Annotated in this window: 15 protein-coding genes; 8 read left to right on the forward strand and 7 right to left on the reverse strand. The window is 65.9% G+C overall.

The annotated features are described in order from the left end of the window. Nucleotides 1-738 precede the first annotated feature (738 nt). The 7 genes from AB0M48_RS38735 to AB0M48_RS38765 all read left to right on the forward strand — a co-directional run bounded on the left by AB0M48_RS38735 (nucleotide 739) and on the right by AB0M48_RS38765 (nucleotide 8,286). Nucleotides 739-1,821, forward strand: coding sequence for a hypothetical protein (locus AB0M48_RS38735; protein ID WP_363852095.1), 1,083 nt, complete (start codon nucleotides 739-741; stop codon nucleotides 1,819-1,821). A gap of 372 nt (nucleotides 1,822-2,193) precedes the next feature. Further along, entirely contained in the window at nucleotides 2,194-3,219 is a 1,026-nt protein-coding gene (locus AB0M48_RS38740; protein ID WP_363852098.1) for a hypothetical protein, read from the forward strand. Between the two features lie 14 nt (nucleotides 3,220-3,233). Then, a complete protein-coding gene (locus AB0M48_RS38745) occupies nucleotides 3,234-4,148 on the forward strand; it encodes a DMT family transporter (RefSeq protein ID WP_363852101.1) in 915 nt (304 codons plus the stop codon). Next, complete coding sequence (gene eboE, locus AB0M48_RS38750) at nucleotides 4,145-5,284, forward strand: metabolite traffic protein EboE (RefSeq protein WP_363852104.1); 1,140 nt, start codon at nucleotides 4,145-4,147, stop codon at nucleotides 5,282-5,284. Before AB0M48_RS38745 ends, eboE begins: the two co-directional genes overlap by 4 nt. A gap of 32 nt (nucleotides 5,285-5,316) precedes the next feature. Then, on the forward strand, nucleotides 5,317-6,645 hold the full coding sequence (locus AB0M48_RS38755; protein ID WP_363852107.1) for a UDP-glucose/GDP-mannose dehydrogenase family protein: 1,329 nt from the start codon (nucleotides 5,317-5,319) through the stop codon (nucleotides 6,643-6,645). 346 nt (nucleotides 6,646-6,991) lie between these two features. Further along, nucleotides 6,992-7,978, forward strand: coding sequence for a hypothetical protein (locus tag AB0M48_RS38760; protein ID WP_363852110.1), 987 nt, complete (start codon nucleotides 6,992-6,994; stop codon nucleotides 7,976-7,978). Between the two features lie 137 nt (nucleotides 7,979-8,115). Continuing rightward, a complete protein-coding gene (locus AB0M48_RS38765; protein ID WP_363852113.1) occupies nucleotides 8,116-8,286 on the forward strand; it encodes a hypothetical protein in 171 nt (56 codons plus the stop codon). 70 nt (nucleotides 8,287-8,356) lie between these two features. Here AB0M48_RS38765 and AB0M48_RS38770 read toward each other — a convergent pair whose 3' ends face one another. The 3 genes from AB0M48_RS38770 to AB0M48_RS38780 all read right to left on the reverse strand — a co-directional run bounded on the left by AB0M48_RS38770 (nucleotide 8,357) and on the right by AB0M48_RS38780 (nucleotide 12,259). Beyond that, nucleotides 8,357-8,866, reverse strand: a complete 510-nt coding sequence (locus AB0M48_RS38770) for a hypothetical protein (RefSeq protein WP_363852116.1) — start codon at nucleotides 8,864-8,866, stop codon at nucleotides 8,357-8,359. 740 nt (nucleotides 8,867-9,606) lie between these two features. After that, nucleotides 9,607-11,646 carry a putative adhesin gene (locus AB0M48_RS38775; protein WP_363852119.1) on the reverse strand — a complete coding sequence of 680 codons (2,040 nt, stop codon included), beginning with the start codon at nucleotides 11,644-11,646 and terminating at the stop codon, nucleotides 9,607-9,609. Nucleotides 11,647-11,878: 232 nt separating this feature from the next. Then, nucleotides 11,879-12,259, reverse strand: coding sequence for a hypothetical protein (locus AB0M48_RS38780; RefSeq protein WP_363852122.1), 381 nt, complete (start codon nucleotides 12,257-12,259; stop codon nucleotides 11,879-11,881). Nucleotides 12,260-12,517: 258 nt separating this feature from the next. On the opposite strand from AB0M48_RS38780, the gene AB0M48_RS38785 reads away from it, so the two are divergent. After that, nucleotides 12,518-13,699: a hypothetical protein gene (locus AB0M48_RS38785; RefSeq protein WP_363852125.1), complete on the forward strand. Its 1,182-nt coding sequence runs from the start codon at nucleotides 12,518-12,520 to the stop codon at nucleotides 13,697-13,699. A 273-nt stretch (nucleotides 13,700-13,972) separates the two neighbouring features. On the opposite strand, the gene AB0M48_RS38790 is transcribed toward AB0M48_RS38785, so the two are convergent. From AB0M48_RS38790 to AB0M48_RS38805, 4 genes are all read right to left on the reverse strand, one after another. Next, on the reverse strand, nucleotides 13,973-15,739 hold the full coding sequence (locus AB0M48_RS38790) for a putative adhesin (protein ID WP_363852128.1): 1,767 nt from the start codon (nucleotides 15,737-15,739) through the stop codon (nucleotides 13,973-13,975). 33 nt (nucleotides 15,740-15,772) lie between these two features. After that, entirely contained in the window at nucleotides 15,773-16,495 is a 723-nt protein-coding gene (locus tag AB0M48_RS38795) for a hypothetical protein (protein ID WP_363852131.1), read from the reverse strand. Between the two features lie 42 nt (nucleotides 16,496-16,537). Then, nucleotides 16,538-17,086: a LuxR C-terminal-related transcriptional regulator gene (locus AB0M48_RS38800; RefSeq protein WP_363852134.1), complete on the reverse strand. Its 549-nt coding sequence runs from the start codon at nucleotides 17,084-17,086 to the stop codon at nucleotides 16,538-16,540. Nucleotides 17,087-17,555: 469 nt separating this feature from the next. Then, nucleotides 17,556-18,797 carry a lytic transglycosylase domain-containing protein gene (locus AB0M48_RS38805; RefSeq protein WP_363852137.1) on the reverse strand — a complete coding sequence of 414 codons (1,242 nt, stop codon included), beginning with the start codon at nucleotides 18,795-18,797 and terminating at the stop codon, nucleotides 17,556-17,558. Nucleotides 18,798-19,131: the final 334 nt, after the last annotated feature.

Here is a 19,131-nt window from a genome sequence, read left to right on the forward strand (position 1 = left end):
TGGTCTGGGGCGGTCGTGGGCGTCCAGGTGAAGCGCATCCCTGAGCCGTTGCCGTTCAGCTGGCCTCGGCGGTGAGCACCTCGATGCCCACGGCTCCGCGACCGGCTACCTCACCGCGGCGGTGAATTTGCCACCGTCGGCCCAAGGGCAATGGTGTTGTCAAGAGGTTTCGTCGCAACGGAGGCAATACGGCCGAGGTGAGCCGGTCGGGTGCACCGTGCCGACGAGATGACCCGTGTGGCGCAACGCTGAGACCCATTGCGACACGATCCGGAGTGGCTGCTGTGCGGCCTTGCGGTGATGGCGACCTTGTCGTGTGACGCGGCCTTCCTGTCTGGGCGACCGTTCCACGTGGTATCTGCGTTCTACGAGGCGTCCTGGCGACGCCAGGAGAACGCCGTCACGGACGAAAGTGCAAGAAGTGGTGCCTGTGCTGCCGCACTCGTACCCGTGGCCCGCCGCGAAGTGGATCTCCATGATGGATGCACCACAGGCTGATCGGGGAGGAGGCTTCGTGGATTCCGGCCAGCTCGCGGGTCGCCGTAGGTGGTGGTCACCGTTCCCACCGGATGGCACGGGGCGAAATCATGAGCTGTCACCTCAGCGAGCCGCGGTGCCGTGTGCGCGAAGAACTGCGCGATCGCCACCTGCCTCCTCGGACACAAAGGTGCTCTTCGCTCGGCGACCGGCCCACAAGGCAGGCGTCGGCGTCACTACCGTCGCTGAGGAGTCGACTGGATGAATCCGCTGGAGTTCTGCGCCATGCTGTGTGACAACACGGAACGGGCAGTGCGGACGATGCGTCAGGACGTGCGCGGAGCGTTGCGAACCGTGGACGAGCTGAGCAGCCGACGCCGATGGAGCCAGGACATGCGGGTCGGCTCCCGGCTCAGCGGGGCGATGGGCCGGATCGAGATGCTGCTCGACGACCTCGAGGCAGGATCGGTCACACTCGCTCAGTCATGCCTCGAACTGGCGGAGGAAAGGGATCCTGCCACGGTCGAACTGCTTCGGGTTGAACTCGAGTCGTTGCGGTACAAGGCGACGAAGGCGCTCAGAGCACTGTCGGAGGCGTTGCCTCGTTCGGTGGACGAGCTGAAACTGCCCGAGGTGGTCGCGGCCTCGGCGTTGAGCGCCGCAGGTTCCGCCGAGCGTTGCGAAATCGTACTCCACGGCACTTCGCTGATGGAGGCGATGCGTGACCTGTTGGTCGCGTGTGGACGAGCCGCGGCCCCGCTGCGGGAGATCGTGCGGCACACGACCAGCGAAGCGGGGAGTGACGTGCAGGTGGTGGAGTGCCTGACCGAGGTGGTGTCGCACGGGCTCGGCAGGGGAATGCAGTTCGTCCTCGGCACGGTCGACAACCGGTACTCGGCCGCACCACAACCGGAAAACCGATCAACGCCGCAGTTGGGCACCGTGCCCGCGCCTCGCGTTTCCGACCGGCTGGCACAGCGGGCGCTTCGCTGGTGGGGTGTCACGTACGAGGAGTGGCTGTCGGAAGAACGCGTCAGAGTGCGCCGCGTGAACAGGTTCGCGCTGTGGAACGGCCGTGGTGCGCCGGCGGACCTTTTCCTGTACGCGGTCGACGTCGCGCTGGGCGGACCGATCCTGATGGTGGGGGACACCGGGCATCATCCGCTGCTGGGCCGGCTGGCGCATCCCGTCGGAGTCCTGATCACCCGCCCGCGGACGAGATGGCCAAGTGCACACCGGGGCGATCGAGACACGTTGCTGGTGCACGACTGTCCTCCTCAGCTGCAAGACGGCGTGCGGCGGGAACTAGAACGCATCTCGCGCGGAAAAGTGCGCTTCGGATGATCACGTCAACGGGGTGCGGGTATTTCGTCGCATCCGCAGGATCGCGTGATCCAGTTGCGACAGGTGACGATCCTGATCGCCCTGCTACCGGGAGGTCGGTGTCGCGCCCGCCCACTGGTGCGTCCGCCGAGGAGGTCAAGGGTTGCCTCTTCCCACTTGGCGAAGCTGGTTGCCGATCGACTCTTTGCTGACGACTCAGCGGAAATCCTGTCCTGTCTGCCGGATGCTCGCTCGTGATCTTCACGTGGAAACGTGGGGTATCGCAGCCGCTGGAACGTACAGCTCTGGTCCCAGCTTTCCTCAGTAGCCGGGTCGCCACATGGCGTGGACTAGGGCATCCCCCTAGTGGCAGCGACGTGATCCGCGCCTAGCGTGAGCGATATCACCATGTCGCCCCTCCGCAAGTCCTGGATGGAACGAACGATGACTGATTCTCGCGATCTGCATCTGCGCGACACTCCTGTCGTACTTCTCGGTGCGAACGGTTGCGCCGGCAGGATGCACGGAAATGTCTACGAGCGCCTCGGTGCACCGGTGTACCGCGTCGACGTGGCAGAGCATCCTCTGAAGTACTGGGAGGGCAGGCTGCCTTGGCAGGACGCCGTGGTAGACGTGTGCACACCCACAGGAGAGCATGCGTCGTGCATCAGATGGGCACACGAGCTCGGCGCCCGCCGGTTTCTCGTCGAGAAACCAGCCGCCCGGTCACTCAGCGAATGGCGGTCGACGCTCGATGTCCTCAACGACAGCCAGGTGCTCGGCGTGCAGAACTACCTCTTTTCCGCTGCCTTCCGCGCTGCTCGTGCCGCGCTGCCCGAGGTGCACCGAATCTCGAGCGGCTTCGACAAGTTGCGGGCCTTCGACGACTTCGCAGGCCGGGGTGCAGACCGGTTCGGAGAGCTGCCGCACGTGGTCGAAGTCGAGATGCCGCACCAGTTCGCCATGGCGTTGTCCGTGCGCCCTGATCTAGCGGTGACGAGGATGACCGAGCACGCCTTCGGCGTTCGTGCCGGCCAGTCGAAGGCGGCGGTCTCCTGCTCCGTCGAGCTCGCGGCTCCCGGCGTGACAGCGGTTCTGTCTTCCAACCTGAGGGCGCCAAGGCGGAGGTGGATTCGATTGGAATCGCCTGATGGTCGCTATGCGCACTGTGATTTCCCTGATCGCGCCGGTGCTTCCCGCGCGTACGAGGGAAACCAGCTCGGTGCCGTTTCCGTTCTCTTCGCCGGTGAGGACGACATGCTGCAAGCCTGCTTGGCGGCCGCAGTTCGAACCTTCCACACCGGCGAAGCGGCACCTCCGGATCTCGCCGTCGACCTCGTGACATCAGTGGAGCGGTGCATCGAAGATGCACTGTACGAAGTGGACGACGGTGCATCCGGCTCTCCGATCGCCGTTTGAATCGGGACGCAGCCATGAGCCACAACAGCCCGAGGGCCGTTGGCGCCGTGTTGGCGTCCACTGTGTTGCTGGGCAGCGGTCCTGTTGCTGTCAGACTCGCCAACCTCGGCGCAGACGACATCGTTGTGCTGAGGTTGCTGCTCGCTCTGCCGATCACCTGTATTGCCCTCGTGCTCGCGCCGTGCCGGGTCGATCTCCGCACGCTGCTGCGATGCGCGCCAGGTGCATTGCTGTTCGCGCTGCACTTGGTTCTGTTCTTCGCTGCGGTGCGCGCGACTGGTGTCGCGGATGTCACGTTCGTGCAAGCGATGCAACCCGTGTTGGTCCTGGCCGTGGCGGGCAGGCTGTTCGGCGAGTCCATGACGCGAACGAGTGTTGTACTCGCTTTTGGTGGCACCACCGGTGTTGCTCTGGTCGTCTTCGGGTCTGTGACCACGGGTGTGGCAAATCTGACCGGAGAGCTGCTGGCCGTCGCGAATCTGGTCGCCTGGACGGCGTACTTCCTGGTGTCGAAGCGCACGAGGACGGGTGTGTCGGCGCTTCGCTACCAGACATCGGTCAACCTGATCGGTGGTGTGCTCGCGATTCCGTTCTTCGTGCTGCTTCGGGTCGACGTCACTGCAGCGTCCGCAAAGGACTGGCTGGTGGTCGCGCATGTCACGCTGGGAGCCGGCATCGTCGGGCAGTTGCTGCTCAACTGGGCGCACCCGTTCCTGCGCGTCACCACATCGTCCGTGCTCGTGCTGTGCGCTCCGGTGGTCGCCGCCATCGGCGCCGCCTTGCTGCTGGACCAGCCGATCACTGGGTGGTCAGTCGCCGGAGGTGCGCTTGTGTTGTTGTGCGCAGCCAAGGCGTCGTTGATCGCGCTGGAACGGAACCGCGCCGACTCTGCACCGGTCCGATCCACCACGCTGAAGGAGACGACATGAGATTGCAGTTCAACGGGAACGTTTTGCACCTGGGCTACTGCTCGAACGTGCACCCGTCTCGGTCCGTCGAGGAGCTCGTGGACGGATTGCGACGGTACGCGGTCGCGGTGCGGCATCAGCTCGGCACAGATCTGCTCTCGGTCACGCTCTGGATTCCCGCAGCCGTGGCGCAGGAGCTCGACAGCGATGCCTCCCAACGGCGGGCACTCGTGACGTTCCTGCGCGACAACGGGCTGGAGGTTGTGACCCTGAACGGCTTCCCCCACAGCCCGCACGGGGGTAGTCGCAAGTACGGAGCATTCAGGCCGGACTGGGCGGAGCCGGGACGCCTGGCGTACACGGAGACGCTGGCTCGCGTGCTGACCGAGCTGCTTCCAGATGACGCGCCGTACGGCAGTATCTCAACGTTGCCGTTGTATTGGCGGACCCGCCGGGATCGCCGGACCCATGATCTCGCTGCATCCGCGATGGCGCGCGCCGACGAGTGCATGCGTGAGCTCGAAGGCCGCACGGGCCGTGTCATCAGGATCGGATTGGAACCCGAGCCGGGGTGCGTGATCGAGACCGTGCCCGAAGGTGTGGAGTTCCTGCGAGCACAGCACTACTCCCACATCGGGTTGTGCGTCGACACCCTCCACATGGGAGTTCAGTTCGAGGTGCCAGAGGAGTCGCTCGCCGCCGCCGGAGCAGCAGGTGTGCGGGTGGTCAAATCCCAGCTCGCGAACGGCCTGCGCGCACAACGGCCACTCGACTCCCCATGGCTGCAGGACTTCGGCAACGGTGGCTTTCTCCATCAGACCAGGGAATGTCGTGATGACGGCTCAGTCCACGGCGTGGACGACTTGCCGTCTGCGCTCGCCGGCGGTCTGCCGGGGGATGGTGAGTGGCGGGTGCACTGCCACTATCCGGTGAACATCGGGCAGCACAGCCTGCAGGACTACCTGGCCGACTGTCTCGCCGCGTTGATGGGGCCAGGTGGGCCCGCGCCACTCCACCTGGAGGTGGAGACCTACACGTGGCGCAACCTGCCGGATCCGCTACGTCCCGGAAACGACAGCGAGTTCGTCACACGCATCGCCGATGAACTCTCGTGGGCACGCGATCGGCTCTCCGAGCTCGGCGCGACCCCGCTCTGACACCGAGGATCCACATTTCTGGGAGGCACGACGTGAAAGTTGCGGTGATCGGCTGCGGTTACCTCGGGGCGACACACGCCGCCGCGATGGCGGAACTCGGGCACGAGGTGCTGGGAGTTGACGTCGATCCGGAGCGGGTGCGTGTACTGGCGCAGGGCCGTGCACCGTTCGCGGAGCCAGGCCTTGACGACCTCCTGGTCCAGCACGTGGGAACCGGCCGCCTCAGGTTCACCACGTCCTTCTCCGAGGCCGCGGCATTCGCGGACCTGTATTTCCTCTGTGTCGGCACGCCGCAGAAGGCGGACCATGACGATTACGACCTGACACACCTGCGTTCCGCCGCGCGCACCCTCGCGAAGTACATGGACCGGCCCTCGGTGGTTGTTGGCAAGTCCACCGTTCCTGTCGGCACGGCGGCACGGCTGGCCCAGGAGATGCGGCTCGTCGCGCCCGCAGGCGATGGCGTGGAAGTCGCCTGGAACCCGGAGTTCCTGTGCGAGTCGACAGCGGTCGAAGACGCGTTGCACCCGAGTCGCCTGGTGATCGGCATCGAGGTGGGAAGACCACGTGCGGAGCGCGTGCTTCGCGAGGTCTACGACCACATCATCGCCGAGGGCACTCCAACGTTGGTCACCGACCTGATGACCGCCGAGTTGTCGAAACTCGCGGCAAATGCGTTTCTCGCCACGAAGATCTCGTTCATCAACGCGATGTCCGAGCTCTGCGAACACACCGGAGCCGACATCGTGGCGTTGGCACGCACTCTGGGCCACGACACGAGGATTGGGCCTTGGGGACTGCGTGCAGGCAGCGGCTTCGGCGGCAGCTGCCTGCCGAAGGATCTGCACGGCCTGCTCGGGCAGGCCGAGTCGGTGGGCGCGAGCAGACCGGTGTCGCTGCTGCGCGCGGTGGACGAGATCAACAGCGGCTCGATCGCTCACGTGGTCGAACTGGCACTGGAGGCTTGTGGCCGCGCGGCGCACGGCAAGCGGATCACGGTGTGGGGAGCCGCGTTCAAGCCGGGCACGGACGACATTCGGGAGTCGCCGGGACTGCGCGTCGCAGAAGCACTGCACGACCTCGGCGCCAAGATCACGGTATCGGACCCGGTCGCGCTGCCGAACGCCCGACTCCACCACCCGCACCTCGATCACTGTGCCGATCCGATGCTTGCAGCCGATGGCGCGGACCTCGTTGTGCACCTGACCGAGTGGCCCGAGTTCGCGGGAGTCGACCCGGCAGTTCTCGCGGTGAGGGTGAACCGTCAGTCTATTGTGGATGCCTGCGGAACATTGGACCCGACCACGTGGCGGCAGGCGGAGTGGGCTTATCGCGCACCGGGCAGGCCGAATGCCGCTTGATGCCGGAACGTGACCAGGTGCACAGGAGCTGTGCACGATCGACGGCTTCTCTGGACCGCTTCGCCGCCCGAAGGTCCCTCGTTGTCGACGCGCATCTCGATGACGATCGAAGCTGCGGTGTTACGCGCGTAGAGCGCGACTGAGCCAAGGACGAGCGTCCAGACGGGAAGCATCGATGACCAAGCCCTCTCGACTCCGACCGATCGCCGTTGAACGACCTGCGGAGGAACCACCCCGCAACATCGTTTACAACGAGGTCACGAGCACCTATGACGTCGTACCCCCCACCCGGTGGGAAAAGTCGGACGAGAAGCTCGGCAAGGCTGACGACGACGTTTTCGTCACGGTGGTGACCAAGGCGAAAGAGATCAGGGGACTGCTGAACCTGCTCGCCGTCAAACAGGTGTGCGCCGAGCTCGGCAGGACCGACCTCCTCGCGACGTGGGCAGGTGTGCGGCAGAACTCCGAGGTGACGTACGACCAGGGCATCGTGCTCCAGCGCCTTGGTACCGGACATCTGGCAATGCGGCTCGACGTCAAGATTCAGAACCGGCTTGCGTGGAACGCCGTTGAGAAGGGTGTGTCGGCGACAGCGGCGCGGAACGGGGCCGACCCCCACTTCGAGTACGTCCGCTTCGGCGGCGTTGTGCTGATCCGGTGCTACGGAGAGGAGTACCACGGCAACGACTTCGCGTTCGAGGTGGTACGAGCGATGGCTGCCACCGGCGCCGCCTCTTACGGCCTGATGACAAAGGTGCGCAACAAGCGGAGCATCAACCATCCGCGCGTACTGGTCATCAGCAACAGCGCGGATGAAAACGCCGTGCAGGCGGTCGTCGACAACCTGGGCAGCAAGCGCCGAGTCGTCTCGGATCTCGGAGCGCTCGACGACCGAACCGCTGCGGTGGGCACCGCGCCCACGTCCGCGGCCGATGCTGTGCCTTCGGAGAATGCTGTTCCGATGCCGGACTTCGACACGACCTGGTCGGACCCGCTGTGGTCAAGCCTCCGTGAGGATTTTCTCGACTACTGCGCGACGAAGTTGTACATGCACTGCGAAGTGTCCTTCCTCGTGGCCGTCGCGAAGTTCGAGACCGACGGCCGCACGGTCGAGGCGGCGGGCGAGGTCATCGACGAGTTCCTGCATCAGAACGCGCCGCAGAAGATCGATGCGGGCGCGGCTGTCGTCGAGCAGATGCGTGCTCACCTTCTCGAACACCACGACGTTCCGGCAGGCTTCTTCACATCGATCGTGGACGAGCTGATGCCGCATTTCCGTGCCAAGTACGAGCAGCTGTACCAGTACGCCACCACGATCGAATCGACGCGATGATGCGGCGGGTCGGAGGCCATCAACTCGGTCATGGTCAAATCTGCCCGTCGAGGCACCCGGCCTGCTGAGGTTGCCACCCTCACCGTCTTGGTCGCTCGGTCTTGAGTGGACCGTGACCGACTCACAAAGGTGCCGCCATGAGCATTGTCTCGATGTACGTCCTGGTGACGACGACCCCGTTGGTCGTGTTGATCGCCGCTCTGTCTCTGGAACATCTCGAGCGTGTACTGCTCGGTACGCGGGCGAGAGATGCCGTCGCGTCCGAGGTGGCGGCGTCGGAACTCGGTGCTCCGGATTCGTCGGAGTGACGACTCCGAGACCCGTGGCGGACGTTTTGACCGGTTCCACGGCAATCCTCGCCACGATTCGGATGCCGTGTCAGAGGACGCCGCGGTAACGGCCCAGCCCGCTGTGATCGGCCTCGGCTCGGCGGCGGTGCGCGAAGTATGCCTCCACCGCCTGCGAGTCGAGGTCGACGAAGCGTTTGATCCGTGCCGCTGCGGCGCCGGCGAGCACGAGGAGCACGTCCATACCCTTTGTCCCCTCCGGTAGGTGATACGTGCGGGCCTTCGCGCTGCAGTGGCGTTCTGCGACGCGGGACGCGATATCGGCCGCCGCGTGTGCGACGCTGACGTGCGAACCGGGAACCCATCGCTGGAACTCGGCGAGGAGGACGCACCGCAGATCGACGCCTGGCCCCTGGCGCGGAAGCGCTGTGAGGACGACCTCCGCCAGCGCGTCGGCGGCGATCGATGTCGTGATGTCCCGGCGACAAGCCAGTTGGTGCAGCACTGCCTGCGCTGTGCCCGCGTCGTTGCGAGTGAGAGCGCCGATCGCGGCGAACACCGCAGAACGCACCTCGGGCACGGTTCCGCGCATCGTGCGCATCTCCGGCTCCGTCACGATTGACCCTCCATCCACCACGATGATCGGTTGTTGGCGGCTGGACGCAGTATCACCGGGAACGCGCCCGCCCCGGCTCGTCGTCACCCGGCAATTGGGTGACGACCTGTATGAATGGCCATCCGGGGCTATGTGCACTTCCCGACATCGGGGGAGGGGCCTCACTCGACGAGGTGATGCATGTGCTGCACATGTCACACGGGACTCTGCTGCTCCACCACGATGCTCTCCATGGCGGTGCCTCCCTGAGCACACGATTACCTCTGCCTTTGGTCCGATCGAACGTGATGGCGGAGGCGACGGACGCCGCTCCGGTCGCGTGGGAGAGCGTGTTGGAGAAGGGCACGGAGGCATGGTGTGCACGACGGTGACGTGCGAACGGAGACCCCCGCTGGAACTCCTTGGAGAAGTGTGAGCGACTCTGCGGCATGAAGTGACCGAGGTCTCGTTCGCCGTGCAGCCTGCGCGGCGCTGTTGTGCGGTCGTCGGCGGGTCCTGCTCGCCCGGCGTCTCGTCCAGCACGGCGACGGGTGCTTCGAGGACCAGGGCGTTCAAGGGCACAGGCGGCAGAAATTGGCAGATCGAGACTGTTGTCAGGAGTCACCACCACCCAGTGCGGGCCGGCGCCCGGCAGCAACGCGCCGGGCCTCCGCCTTCGCGACTGAGCCGCGGAGTGCCACGGTTACGATGCCACCATCACGCTGTCATGCCTCGAACCTCCCGCCTCAGACGTGCTGCCGGGTGTGGTCGTCATGGCCTTTCAGGAACAGGCCGTACAACGTCTCCAACAGACGATCCACACTGCCGGCGAGCTCGTCGACCGCCGAACGAGCGTGGTCCAGCAATCCGTCAAGCTCCTCCCTCGACAACTGGGGGGAGGGAGTCACGGCCAAGGGCACGAGCCCCTGCTCCTCACCGTTCAACTCCTCGAACGTCCGGTTGTCCGTCGCGAAGTGCCACAGCTGACGCAGGTCCTGGCGATCGTCCTCTGGAAGACCCGGTGGAAGCTGGTCTTCCAGCGCGGGTCCGTGCAGGACGATTCCCTGCGCGGTCAGACGCTGACGGCACGACGCCCGGTAGGCGGCGAGATCATGGTTGCTCGCGAGGAAGTACGTGACCGGATCGCTGTTGGGTGTCCGGCGCGCGGTCTGCCTGCCGACCTCTGGGTCCGCCAGGTACTCGTACAAGGCCCGGACCTGCCGCATTGCCGAGAACACGTCATCGGGCGGGTTGCCCCACTGGTGCAGCCACATCACCAGTTCCTCCATCTGGTGCGGCAGCGCATCGGCGGTGAGCCGCAGCTCCGCGAGCCGCTGCCGCAGCAGGAGCATCACCGCGGCCGGCGCTTCCTGATGGCTGCGGTTGTCCAGCCAGCGGTAGAACCGCTCCCACCAGCCGACATCCTGCCCGCACTCGACGAGCGAAGGCGGTGGCAGGTCCCTGGACGGCTCGGCGGCCAGCTGACCGGTGCGCTGCAGCCAACGGCGCACCCGCGGGTGCGCGGCCAGCCGGTGCCGCGTCGTGTCGTCGAGTGCATGCCAGTAGCCGAGCACCACTGTGGGCTCGCTACCGGCCCACTCCGCCAGTTTCACGGCCGGCAACCTGTCCGGTGGAGGTACGTCCGGCACCTCGACGTCGGCGAGGTGGAGGTATCGGCCGAGCTCAGGGCAGATACTGATGAGCATCTCCTGGTAGTACTGGGGCCAGTTCTCCCAGCTGGTCCGGAACGTGGCCGGGTTGGCCTGAGCCCGTTTCAGCAGTGTCTCGACCGTAGCCCGGTCGAGCACCTTGAAGTCCCTCGCCACCCGGCGCGGTTGCCCCGGTCTGGTGAACTTGACGTCGTTGATCAGGTCATGCGCGGACTTGTTGCGAGCGAGCGCCTCACGGTTCTCGTCAGGCAGCGCTTCCCACACGAGGCGTCTGCTGTCCGGCGCTATCTTCCTGAACTCCCGCAAGAAGATTTTGAAAGCGGTGTCGTCCGGACCAGTCGGTGTGTGGTGCATTTGCTGCAGCCACAACTGCATGTCCAGGTAGGAGCGGAGTGCAGCCTGGGTGGCAGAGGGCAGGTCGGCGAATTCCATGAGCGCACCTGCCGCGTCGGTCGCGGCGCGCTCCAGGAGACGCACGCGAAGCTTGCTCATCGCGTCAGCTGTGGAGTAACCGTTGCGGTCGCCGCGTTTGCGCTTCCGATCCGGCGGCTTGACATCTATGCGGACACGGCAGGCCAGCACATGCAGGTCAGTCTCGGCGTTCTCGGCGAGCCTCGCCAGCACGCCGCGACACTTCGAGTCGTGTGCCGACCAGAACGGAGGCGGGGAGTCGCCGGGCGATCGGGCCGTGGTGAAGGCCTCCCACGCCGCGGCGCGGCAGGTCTCCGGCGTTGTGCACAGCCGCAACGGGCTCTCCGCAACCGGAGCGGTGATGCCGATGTAGTACAGGGCTCCGTCCACGAGTGAGGACACCGAGGCCTCGTAGTTGTGCCGGACTCCTCGCTCCAGAGTGCTGAGCTGGTAGTTGGGCATGACCGCCCCGGCTTCGAACCGGCGGTGCGGTTTCGGCAGCGCGCCCGTGTTCACCGTCGCCACGCCCTTCCTCGCAGGCAGCGGCAAGTCGACGTCGGTGTAGTAGGAGACGGTGGTGAAGGGCGGCACGAAGATCTTCCCCGCCATGTCGTCACCGGGAAGCGGTGCGGTGGGATCCAAAGCGCGTTCGTCCGGCGTAGGCGCGACGTCCACGCCGTGTCCGACGATGAATGCTTTGCCCATGGTCAGCCTCGCTCAACTCGCAGCCTTCACCGGATTGCACGATTCTCATCGCGAGCGGCTACTAGGTGAGCGGGTTACCGCCAAGCCTGCCTGTCCCGTCGGGCAAGGGTGCCCGTGTCGCCCGTGGGGGTGCTGCCTGTGCGGGCATGCCGCCGGAGATCACCGAAGCGCGGCGAATACCACGTCGAGCCGCTCAGTCAGCGGGTAGGACAGCTGGACGGCAGCAGGCCCCTCAGATGTCCAACGGATCCTTGTGAACGAAGTCCGGCGGCACGTCGTTGACGGTCCGCCGGAGTTCGGCCATCGCGGCCGTACTTAACAACAACCGTTCGGTGACGGAGGTGATCGGCACGATGATGAGAAGATCTAAGGCGGCCACGGCAGTGCGCACGACGGAGATGTCCCAGCCGCACTCCACCTCGTGCCCGCTCGCCGCGAGGTAGGCGAGGACGTCCAGCGGCTGGCGCTCGAAAGCCACTCCGTGCCAGGTGAGCGCCGCGCGACATACTGCGGTCGAGCTGTCTCGCGCAGTCGGCACGAGACGGCGGTACTCGATCTCCCGGCCTTCCTCCTCCAGCACGAGGTACGGCTCCACGGACACGGAATCGTCCAAGCGGCACACGGGGGGCGTTCACCAGCGTTGCCTGTTCGGTCGCATGTGGACCGTACGCCGGCAGTTCACCAGGTGCAGGCCGCCTGAGCCGACCTCGCGACCACGAACCTCGCTCAGGCGTGGTGGGTCGGCTTGAGTGCCTGTGTAGCGCGGCGAACAGGCCTGAAGGTCTGCCCGGCAGTGGCTGCGCGAAATCACGGGCACACGTCATCGTCACCTTCTAGTCATCAGGTCGGTCGATGTGGAAGGAGACCCGTTGTGACGGACGCTCTGGGCGGGCAGGAAGCACTGCGTCAGAAGCAGGCGGCGTGGGTTCAGGAGTTTCACATTTACCTCGGCGGTTTCATCGGACCGTCCTTGGCCAAGGGGTGGGAGCCGGTGTCGAAGGCGGTGACCCAGTTGGTGGTGGCGAGTGACCTTGATGAATCAGCCCCGAAGGACGTCCTCAGCGTCATCACGGCAGGGTTCTACTCGGCTGAGGATGCCGTCAACGCTCTCCAAAAGGTCGATCTCTCCGGCATGGACCTCGTCTCGTCAACCTATCTCGTCAAATCCGCTTACGAGTCCGTACAGGACAATTTGAAGATCGTCATCGACGAGCTCGGAAAAGTTTCCGGAAGTGACGAAGCCCTCCGATCCGTTTTGCAATTCCAGATCGAAGTGAACGAGCTCCTGAACTACATCGAGGCGAGCGGGGGCACATTGGCCGTCCTCGACAGCGATGCGTACCTCGACCGGGAACTGCCTCTGGAGAGGAACGTCATCGATGACGACGAAACGGTCAGGCAGTACGAAGAGCTTGTGCGTGAAGCAACGGGTCCGCAGCCGTCATCGTCGAAGTCGACCAAGAAGAAGGTACGGATCCTCGATCCTTCGGAGGACCTGATGAACGATCCGACCGTGGCCGCGATCCTCCAAGAGGGTGCGAATGCGGCGCACGGTCAGGCCGAGAACACCGTCGTGCCGTCGAGGTCGCGGAGTTCCAGCAGGCGCCCAGCGGATCGGGAACACCGCGACCGCGACGGACGCGTTCAGACCCGTAGGGTTGCAAAGGAGTACGAACGCAAGAGTCGGGAAGAGAGTGACCGGCTGCGAAAGGAAGCCGCTGGCCGCGTCACCCGGGACGACACGAGATCCACACCGGCAGCAGCACAACGCGACGCCGGACGTCGGGAACACCGCGACCGCGACGGACGCGAGCAGACCCGTAGGGTTGCAAAGGAGTACGAACGCAAGAGTCGCGATGAGAGTGACCGGCTGCGAAAGGAAGCCGCTGGCCGCGTCACCCGGGACGACACGAGATCCACACCGGCAGCAGCACAACGCGACGCCGGACGTCGGGAACACCGCGACCGCGACGCACGCGACCGTCACCAGACCCGCAAAGTCGCAGAAGAACACGAACGCAAGACCCGGGACGAGAGCCGGAAGAGGAAGTGACGGCGAACTGAACTCCGATTGCAGCCTCGTCGACGTAGGCGGTGGAGGCCGGTAGGTCCGGCTCCACCGCGGACGGCGGCAACCTGAGTCGTGCGGTCGGCGAACGCGGCACCGATGTCAACCGAGGACTGGCGACGCAGTCAGGCTGCCGGCACACCGAGGCGGGCGCGCATCTGCGCCGCGGCGTTCAGACCCTGTCCGGATCGTCGCTCGCGCCTTCAAGTCGCATCTCGGCCGGTGCCGTCGCCCGGCGTCGTGCGCGGGACCCATTTCTCAGTTGTGGCAATTCAGCGCCGCGGTGATCTCTGGCAGGGCCGCCTCGATGTGCGTGGTGACGAAAGCCCTCATGTCGGCCACGAGTTGTTCCAGCAGGGCGGTGAGTTCTTGCGGGAACCGCGAGTTGTGGATCATGTTCTCCATCAGCTGAGCGTTGAACGCCGCAGCCTCCAACAGCAGCTGCACCGCCCTGACCCGGTCGGCGAACGGGGGCAGCGCGGGATCCACGATGTCCAGGTGGAGACGCCATCGCTGAGCCTCTTCGACGGAGCCTGACATCGCGTCGAAGAGTTCGATGAAATGCCGCACATCGTCACGGAACGCGATGCTGTTCGCATGAGGTGGTCCTGAAACCACGGCATCGAGGGTGGCTCGATGCGCGGCGAAAAGGGTCGACACCACGGCCCACGCGGCGCGGAACTCGTCGCCGGGCCCGAAAATCGCGTCGCCCCAGCGGACCTGCCACCAACGTGCGTGGAAGGCCCGGAACTCCTGGTAAACCCCGTCGAGTTCGGACAGGACGTGGTTCTCGATGCCCGCCAGCACCCGCCGCACCCGCTGCAGGGAGAGTGTGTACGCCTCGGCGGGCCCGAGATCTCCGATCCAGTCGACATCGATCGACTTCAGCACGGCCGGGCTTCGGTGAGCGGCCACGTACAGCCTGCTCGACGTGGCGATCTCGGTCTCGAGCTCCTTCACGAGTGAACTGTCGACGCCGGGGTCTCGTCCATGACTGCCTTGGCAGAAGTGCAGGATCTCGCTGTCCAGCACACGCTCGGTGGGATGCGCCTTGCCGGTGTCGTCCAGCAACACCACCGGTGGGCCGGTATGTGTTCGCAGCATGCTGTACAGCAGCAGCCGGGCGACGACGTGGCCGTCCGCCGCACCAGGACCGTGACAGTAAAGCCAGAAAGCATTACGCCATCGGTCGTCTTGCCACGCGCTCGGCAGGTCTCCCGGCGATGCGTCCGTGGATGTGAGGAGCACATCAGGGAACCAGGTGGGCGCGTCGACGCGGCGCGCCGGCCAGCGCACGAGCTGGATGTCCGCCCAAGCCGGCAGCGCGCCGGGCATGGCGGCCACCACTGCCTGCGGCAGTTGCTCGAGCCTCGCCACCTGTGCCTGCCGATCACGACCGAACTCCGCCTCGAGCGCTCTCTGCCCGCGGACCATGCCGGGGTAATGACGATCGTCAGCTTTGGCGTGCGTCATACCCGGAACGACGCCGACATCAGCATCGATGCCGTGCACCGGTTCATCGCCGAGCGCGATCGTGCGGGGAGCGTTCTCCGCCCTGCTGTCCGCGCGGCAGCACAGCAGGTGGATCTCGCTGATCCGCCGCCGGGCCATGAACCGGAACAAACCGCGGCAGGTCGGGCCGTGCTTGCCGAGCAGCTGGCACCGTGACCGCGACGTGCACAGTTTCATCTCGCCGCTGGACCGGACGGGAATGCTGTCGACGCCGGAGCCGCTCAGCTCGGCTCCGACGAAGAACAACACACCGGATGTTCGAGTGGACCGAGTGGCCAGATAAGCGGCGAGACCCTCGTCCTCCAGCAGTGTCATGCCGTAGTTGGGGATTCTGTCGCCACCCGAGTACGTCTGCCTCGGCGCGATGGTGCCGTCGGCGACGGTTGCCAGGCCGTTCGTCTGCACCAAATACGTGTCGGCGTCCGCGTGGAAGTGAACGGTCCATCCTCTTGGCACGAACGTGAACTTCCCCGTGTCGTAGGCGCCGTGTCCGACGACGAGAGCTTTTGCCATGTCGGGTCCTTTTCCGGCAGCAGGCCGAGGTGGTCAGCGCCCGTCGTTCCGCCTCTGCGCACGCCCTGCGAGGTGTTCGCGTGTCATGAGCTCGCACGCGAGGTCGATCAACTCCAGGGCCTCGTCAGCTGTTGCGGCGATCTGGCGCTGCCAGCTCGGACCGGTCGAGGAGACGACGTCCCTGGCGAACGCGAAGCAGTCCCTTATGTGCCCGAAGTTCGGCGCCGGTGGCATCGGCCTGCCCGCGAAACCGCTGTTCCACATCGCCGTGAGGCTCGCTGCAGTGCTGTCCACCTCGAGCAGGTGATCGATGACACCGTGCACCGCACTCGCCTCTGCCGGAATGAGGTGCCGCAGTTGGACCGCGCTCGTGAAGAGGTCCTCGGCGGGTTCTCTCACAACGGGCACCAGGTCACCGGAAAGACCGGTGGAGGTTTCCATCGCGGCGATCGCCGACTGGAGTTCTCGTGCCATGTGACGTGCCCAGCGGTTCAGCACCGGCGTGAACGCCAAGGCCGTGTCGCAAGCCGCCACGATGCAAGTGCAGCTGCGGTGGATCGCGCGCAATGACTCGATGCGCGCGAACCGTGTTGGCGTTGACGCCCGCCGGCGTGCGGTGGCGTTGTAGGACACAGCCGCCAGCGTCGACGTCCGGCACTCGGCGACGTGAGGGTAGAGCGCCAGGTCGATCGGCACGAATTCGTTCGGGTCCGCCATCGCGCGCTCCTCCGCCAGAGGGACGGTGTTGTCGTCCACCGTGACGGGTCCTGCGCGTGCGGGCACGGGCCTTTCGGGTAGTCAACGAGGCAGGTCGAGCAGCCGGCGCAGCTCGCGGCGTGATTTGACGTGCAGTTTTTGGTAGATGTTCGTGAGGTGGAACTCCACGGTCTTCGCGCTCAAAACCAGTTCATCGGCTATCTCGCGATTGGTGAGCCCACTCACCACCAGTAGTGCGACCGTTTTTTCCCTGCCGGTGAGCGGGGAGAGGGCGCGTGCGTGTCGCCTTGTCCACCAGTTGTCTTCGAACGGCACCTCCTCCGCTGGATCGCCCTCGCTGGGCTGCCCGATCGATGTCGCTTCCTGCAAGAGCCGAGCCGCTGCTCGGACGAGTTCATCCGGGACGGTTTCCTTGCCACCCTCGTGCAACTGTGCGACCGCGAAAGCGCGAAGGAACCGGCGTAATGCGCAGACCGCTTCCTCGGCGGTCGAGTCGAGACCCGGTGACCCGTCGCCACTGCTTCGGTGCGCGGCGGCGCTGTCCGTGTGATCGGCGTTCGTTTCGGCCAACATGGTCCTGCTCGGTGTCGGACATCGGGCTTCGAGTGCGCGATGAATGATGCCGTTCATTCGCTCTTCCCGGAAATTGCGCTGTTGTTGCGAAACTAGGGCCGGAAATCCGCGAGGTCCAGGCGAATTGAGCAAGACTTAGGGTCTCGGTGTTGTCACCGATTTGGCCGTCGGGAGAGGCGCAGCCGTTGATCTCGGGTGTCAACCCGGTTCACGCCATCGACCATCTGGTGCAACCGCCAGCCCCGGTCGGCGGTCGGCGTTCTGCGACCGCCGTTCTCCAGCCCGGAGAGCGCATCCACAGGCGGCCAGGTCAGCAAACTCGATGAACGTGGTGGCTGACCTGGTACCGCGTCCACGGCGGCGACGCGGACCGGCCCGGCGCGGCGGCTGCTGACGCAGCGGACGATGCGCCGAGCACGGCGAAGTCATCTGCTGGAAATTCCTGCGAGTTCGCCCAGCATTGCCTGCTGGCGCCGTCGAGCGGCCGGTAGCCGCCAGCGGGCCAGTCACGGGAGGAGGAGCATGGTCAGCACTGGATCAGCGGGTCGAGGACTGTGTCCAGCAAGCCACACTGCGCCGGACCTTCCGCAGGCCCCTGTGTCGTCGGCGCCTCCGTGGCCTCGGGCGTGGCCGGTGGCGGCTCGGTGGTGACCGGTGTGGGCGTGATCGGTGGCGCCTGCGTGGTGTCTGGCGTGGGTGTTGTGGTCGTGGTTGTCGGCGCTGTCGTGGTTGTCGGCGCAGTCGGCGCTGTCGTGGTGGGCGGCGCTGTCGGGCTGACTTCAGTCGTCTCGGGCGGGGCGGCCGACGACGTGCCGGGCGTGTCCGTGGCCGTTGGTGAAGAGCCGGTGGCCGTCGGCGAGGGCACCGTCGAAGCGGATGTCCTCGTCGGGCCCGACCTGCCCGCGCCGGCCGACGAGGACGAGGCGAGGACGGCCAGATCCGGCCTGCGACTCGGCAGGAGCGAGACGGCACCAGCGCGGTATTGGCCGGCCAAGCCGAGCACCAGTGCGACGTACGAGCTCGAGTGGTTGTAACGCATCACCGCAGCAGCACGTTCGCCCGGATCACGCATGTCGCCGCCCGCAGCGCACAGGTAACGTCCCGCACCCACCGCGGCGTCGAAGATGTTGTCCGGGTCGCCGTTCGGGAACACCGCGCGCCACGTGCTCGGAATGAACTGCATCGGCCCGACCGCGCGATCATGGACGCCATCACCGTCCAACACACCTCTGTCCGTGTCGGTGATGACTGCGACGCCAGGCCTGCCGTCCAGTGCGATGCCGCGGATCGCAGGCGCACTGGTGCCGTCGAGGAGCAGCTGGGCGCCGCCGAAGCGGCCGTGGTTGCTTTCCACGCGTCCGATGGCGGCCAGCAGTTGCCAGTCGAGATGACACGACGGTCGCTGCCTGGCGAGGTTCATCTCCGCCCCGAGGTAGGCGGCGTAGGCGATCTCCGGTATCCCCATGACACCGACACCTTCGGTGACAGGTGGTGCGGGTGGTGCAGGTGGCTGGACGTGTCCCGATTCCGTCGGTCCCATCGTGGTGATGCCTCCCTCCACCACGACGAGTCCGTGCCACTGTGGAACGGCGATGACGAGTTCGTTCCCGCGATCAGCCGGCAACCCGCCGGAGACGGTCGATCGCCGCACGTTGTCGGCAGGGGGAGCAGAGGAGGGCCAGGTCAACGCCAGGGCGGCAGCGACCGCCAGCGTGCTGATGCGGATGCTGAGCGGGGTTGCGCGCTGATGTGCCTGGGTGGTCGGCATCAGGCCTCCTCGAACTGGTGGACCAGGGCCGTGCATCAACCAGTCTCAGCGCGTGGCCCCAGGCATACGACGCCGGACGGGGCGAGCGTGTGCGCATCCCACGGGGCCCGGCAGGTCATCGCGCCACCGTTGTCCGTGTGCCCGTAGGGGCATTTCTTCAAGTCGAGCCCCGCATCGTCGGCGGCCACGTGTGCCTCTGGTGCAGCGATGCCTGATCGTTCGGGAACATGGCAGACATCCCGAGACCATTGGTACGAAATGATCGCCGCTGAACGGCGCAGTTGGTCTCGGGAGCGGGGCCGGATGCTTCCCGATGGGGCACCGCTCGTGCCCG

It is taken from the genome of Lentzea sp. NPDC051208, from assembly GCF_040682435.1.
GTDB classification, from domain to species: Bacteria; Actinomycetota; Actinomycetes; order Mycobacteriales; family Pseudonocardiaceae; genus Lentzea; species Lentzea kristufekii.

What these genes read in the sequence shown, in the direction of transcription:
- AB0M48_RS38775 (WP_363852119.1), bottom strand. Translation starts at nt 11,646, where the DNA reads ATGGGCAAAGCATTCATCGTCGGACACGGCGTGGACGTCGCGCCTACG.
- AB0M48_RS38800 (WP_363852134.1), bottom strand. Translation starts at nt 17,086, where the DNA reads ATGAACGGCATCATTCATCGCGCACTCGAAGCCCGATGTCCGACACCG.
- AB0M48_RS38745 (WP_363852101.1), top strand. Translation starts at nt 3,234, where the DNA reads ATGAGCCACAACAGCCCGAGGGCCGTTGGCGCCGTGTTGGCGTCCACT.
- eboE (WP_363852104.1), top strand. Translation starts at nt 4,145, where the DNA reads ATGAGATTGCAGTTCAACGGGAACGTTTTGCACCTGGGCTACTGCTCG.
- AB0M48_RS38805 (WP_363852137.1), bottom strand. Translation starts at nt 18,797, where the DNA reads ATGCCGACCACCCAGGCACATCAGCGCGCAACCCCGCTCAGCATCCGC.
- AB0M48_RS38735 (WP_363852095.1), top strand. Translation starts at nt 739, where the DNA reads ATGAATCCGCTGGAGTTCTGCGCCATGCTGTGTGACAACACGGAACGG.
- AB0M48_RS38770 (WP_363852116.1), bottom strand. Translation starts at nt 8,866, where the DNA reads ATGCGCACGATGCGCGGAACCGTGCCCGAGGTGCGTTCTGCGGTGTTC.
- AB0M48_RS38790 (WP_363852128.1), bottom strand. Translation starts at nt 15,739, where the DNA reads ATGGCAAAAGCTCTCGTCGTCGGACACGGCGCCTACGACACGGGGAAG.
- AB0M48_RS38765 (WP_363852113.1), top strand. Translation starts at nt 8,116, where the DNA reads ATGAGCATTGTCTCGATGTACGTCCTGGTGACGACGACCCCGTTGGTC.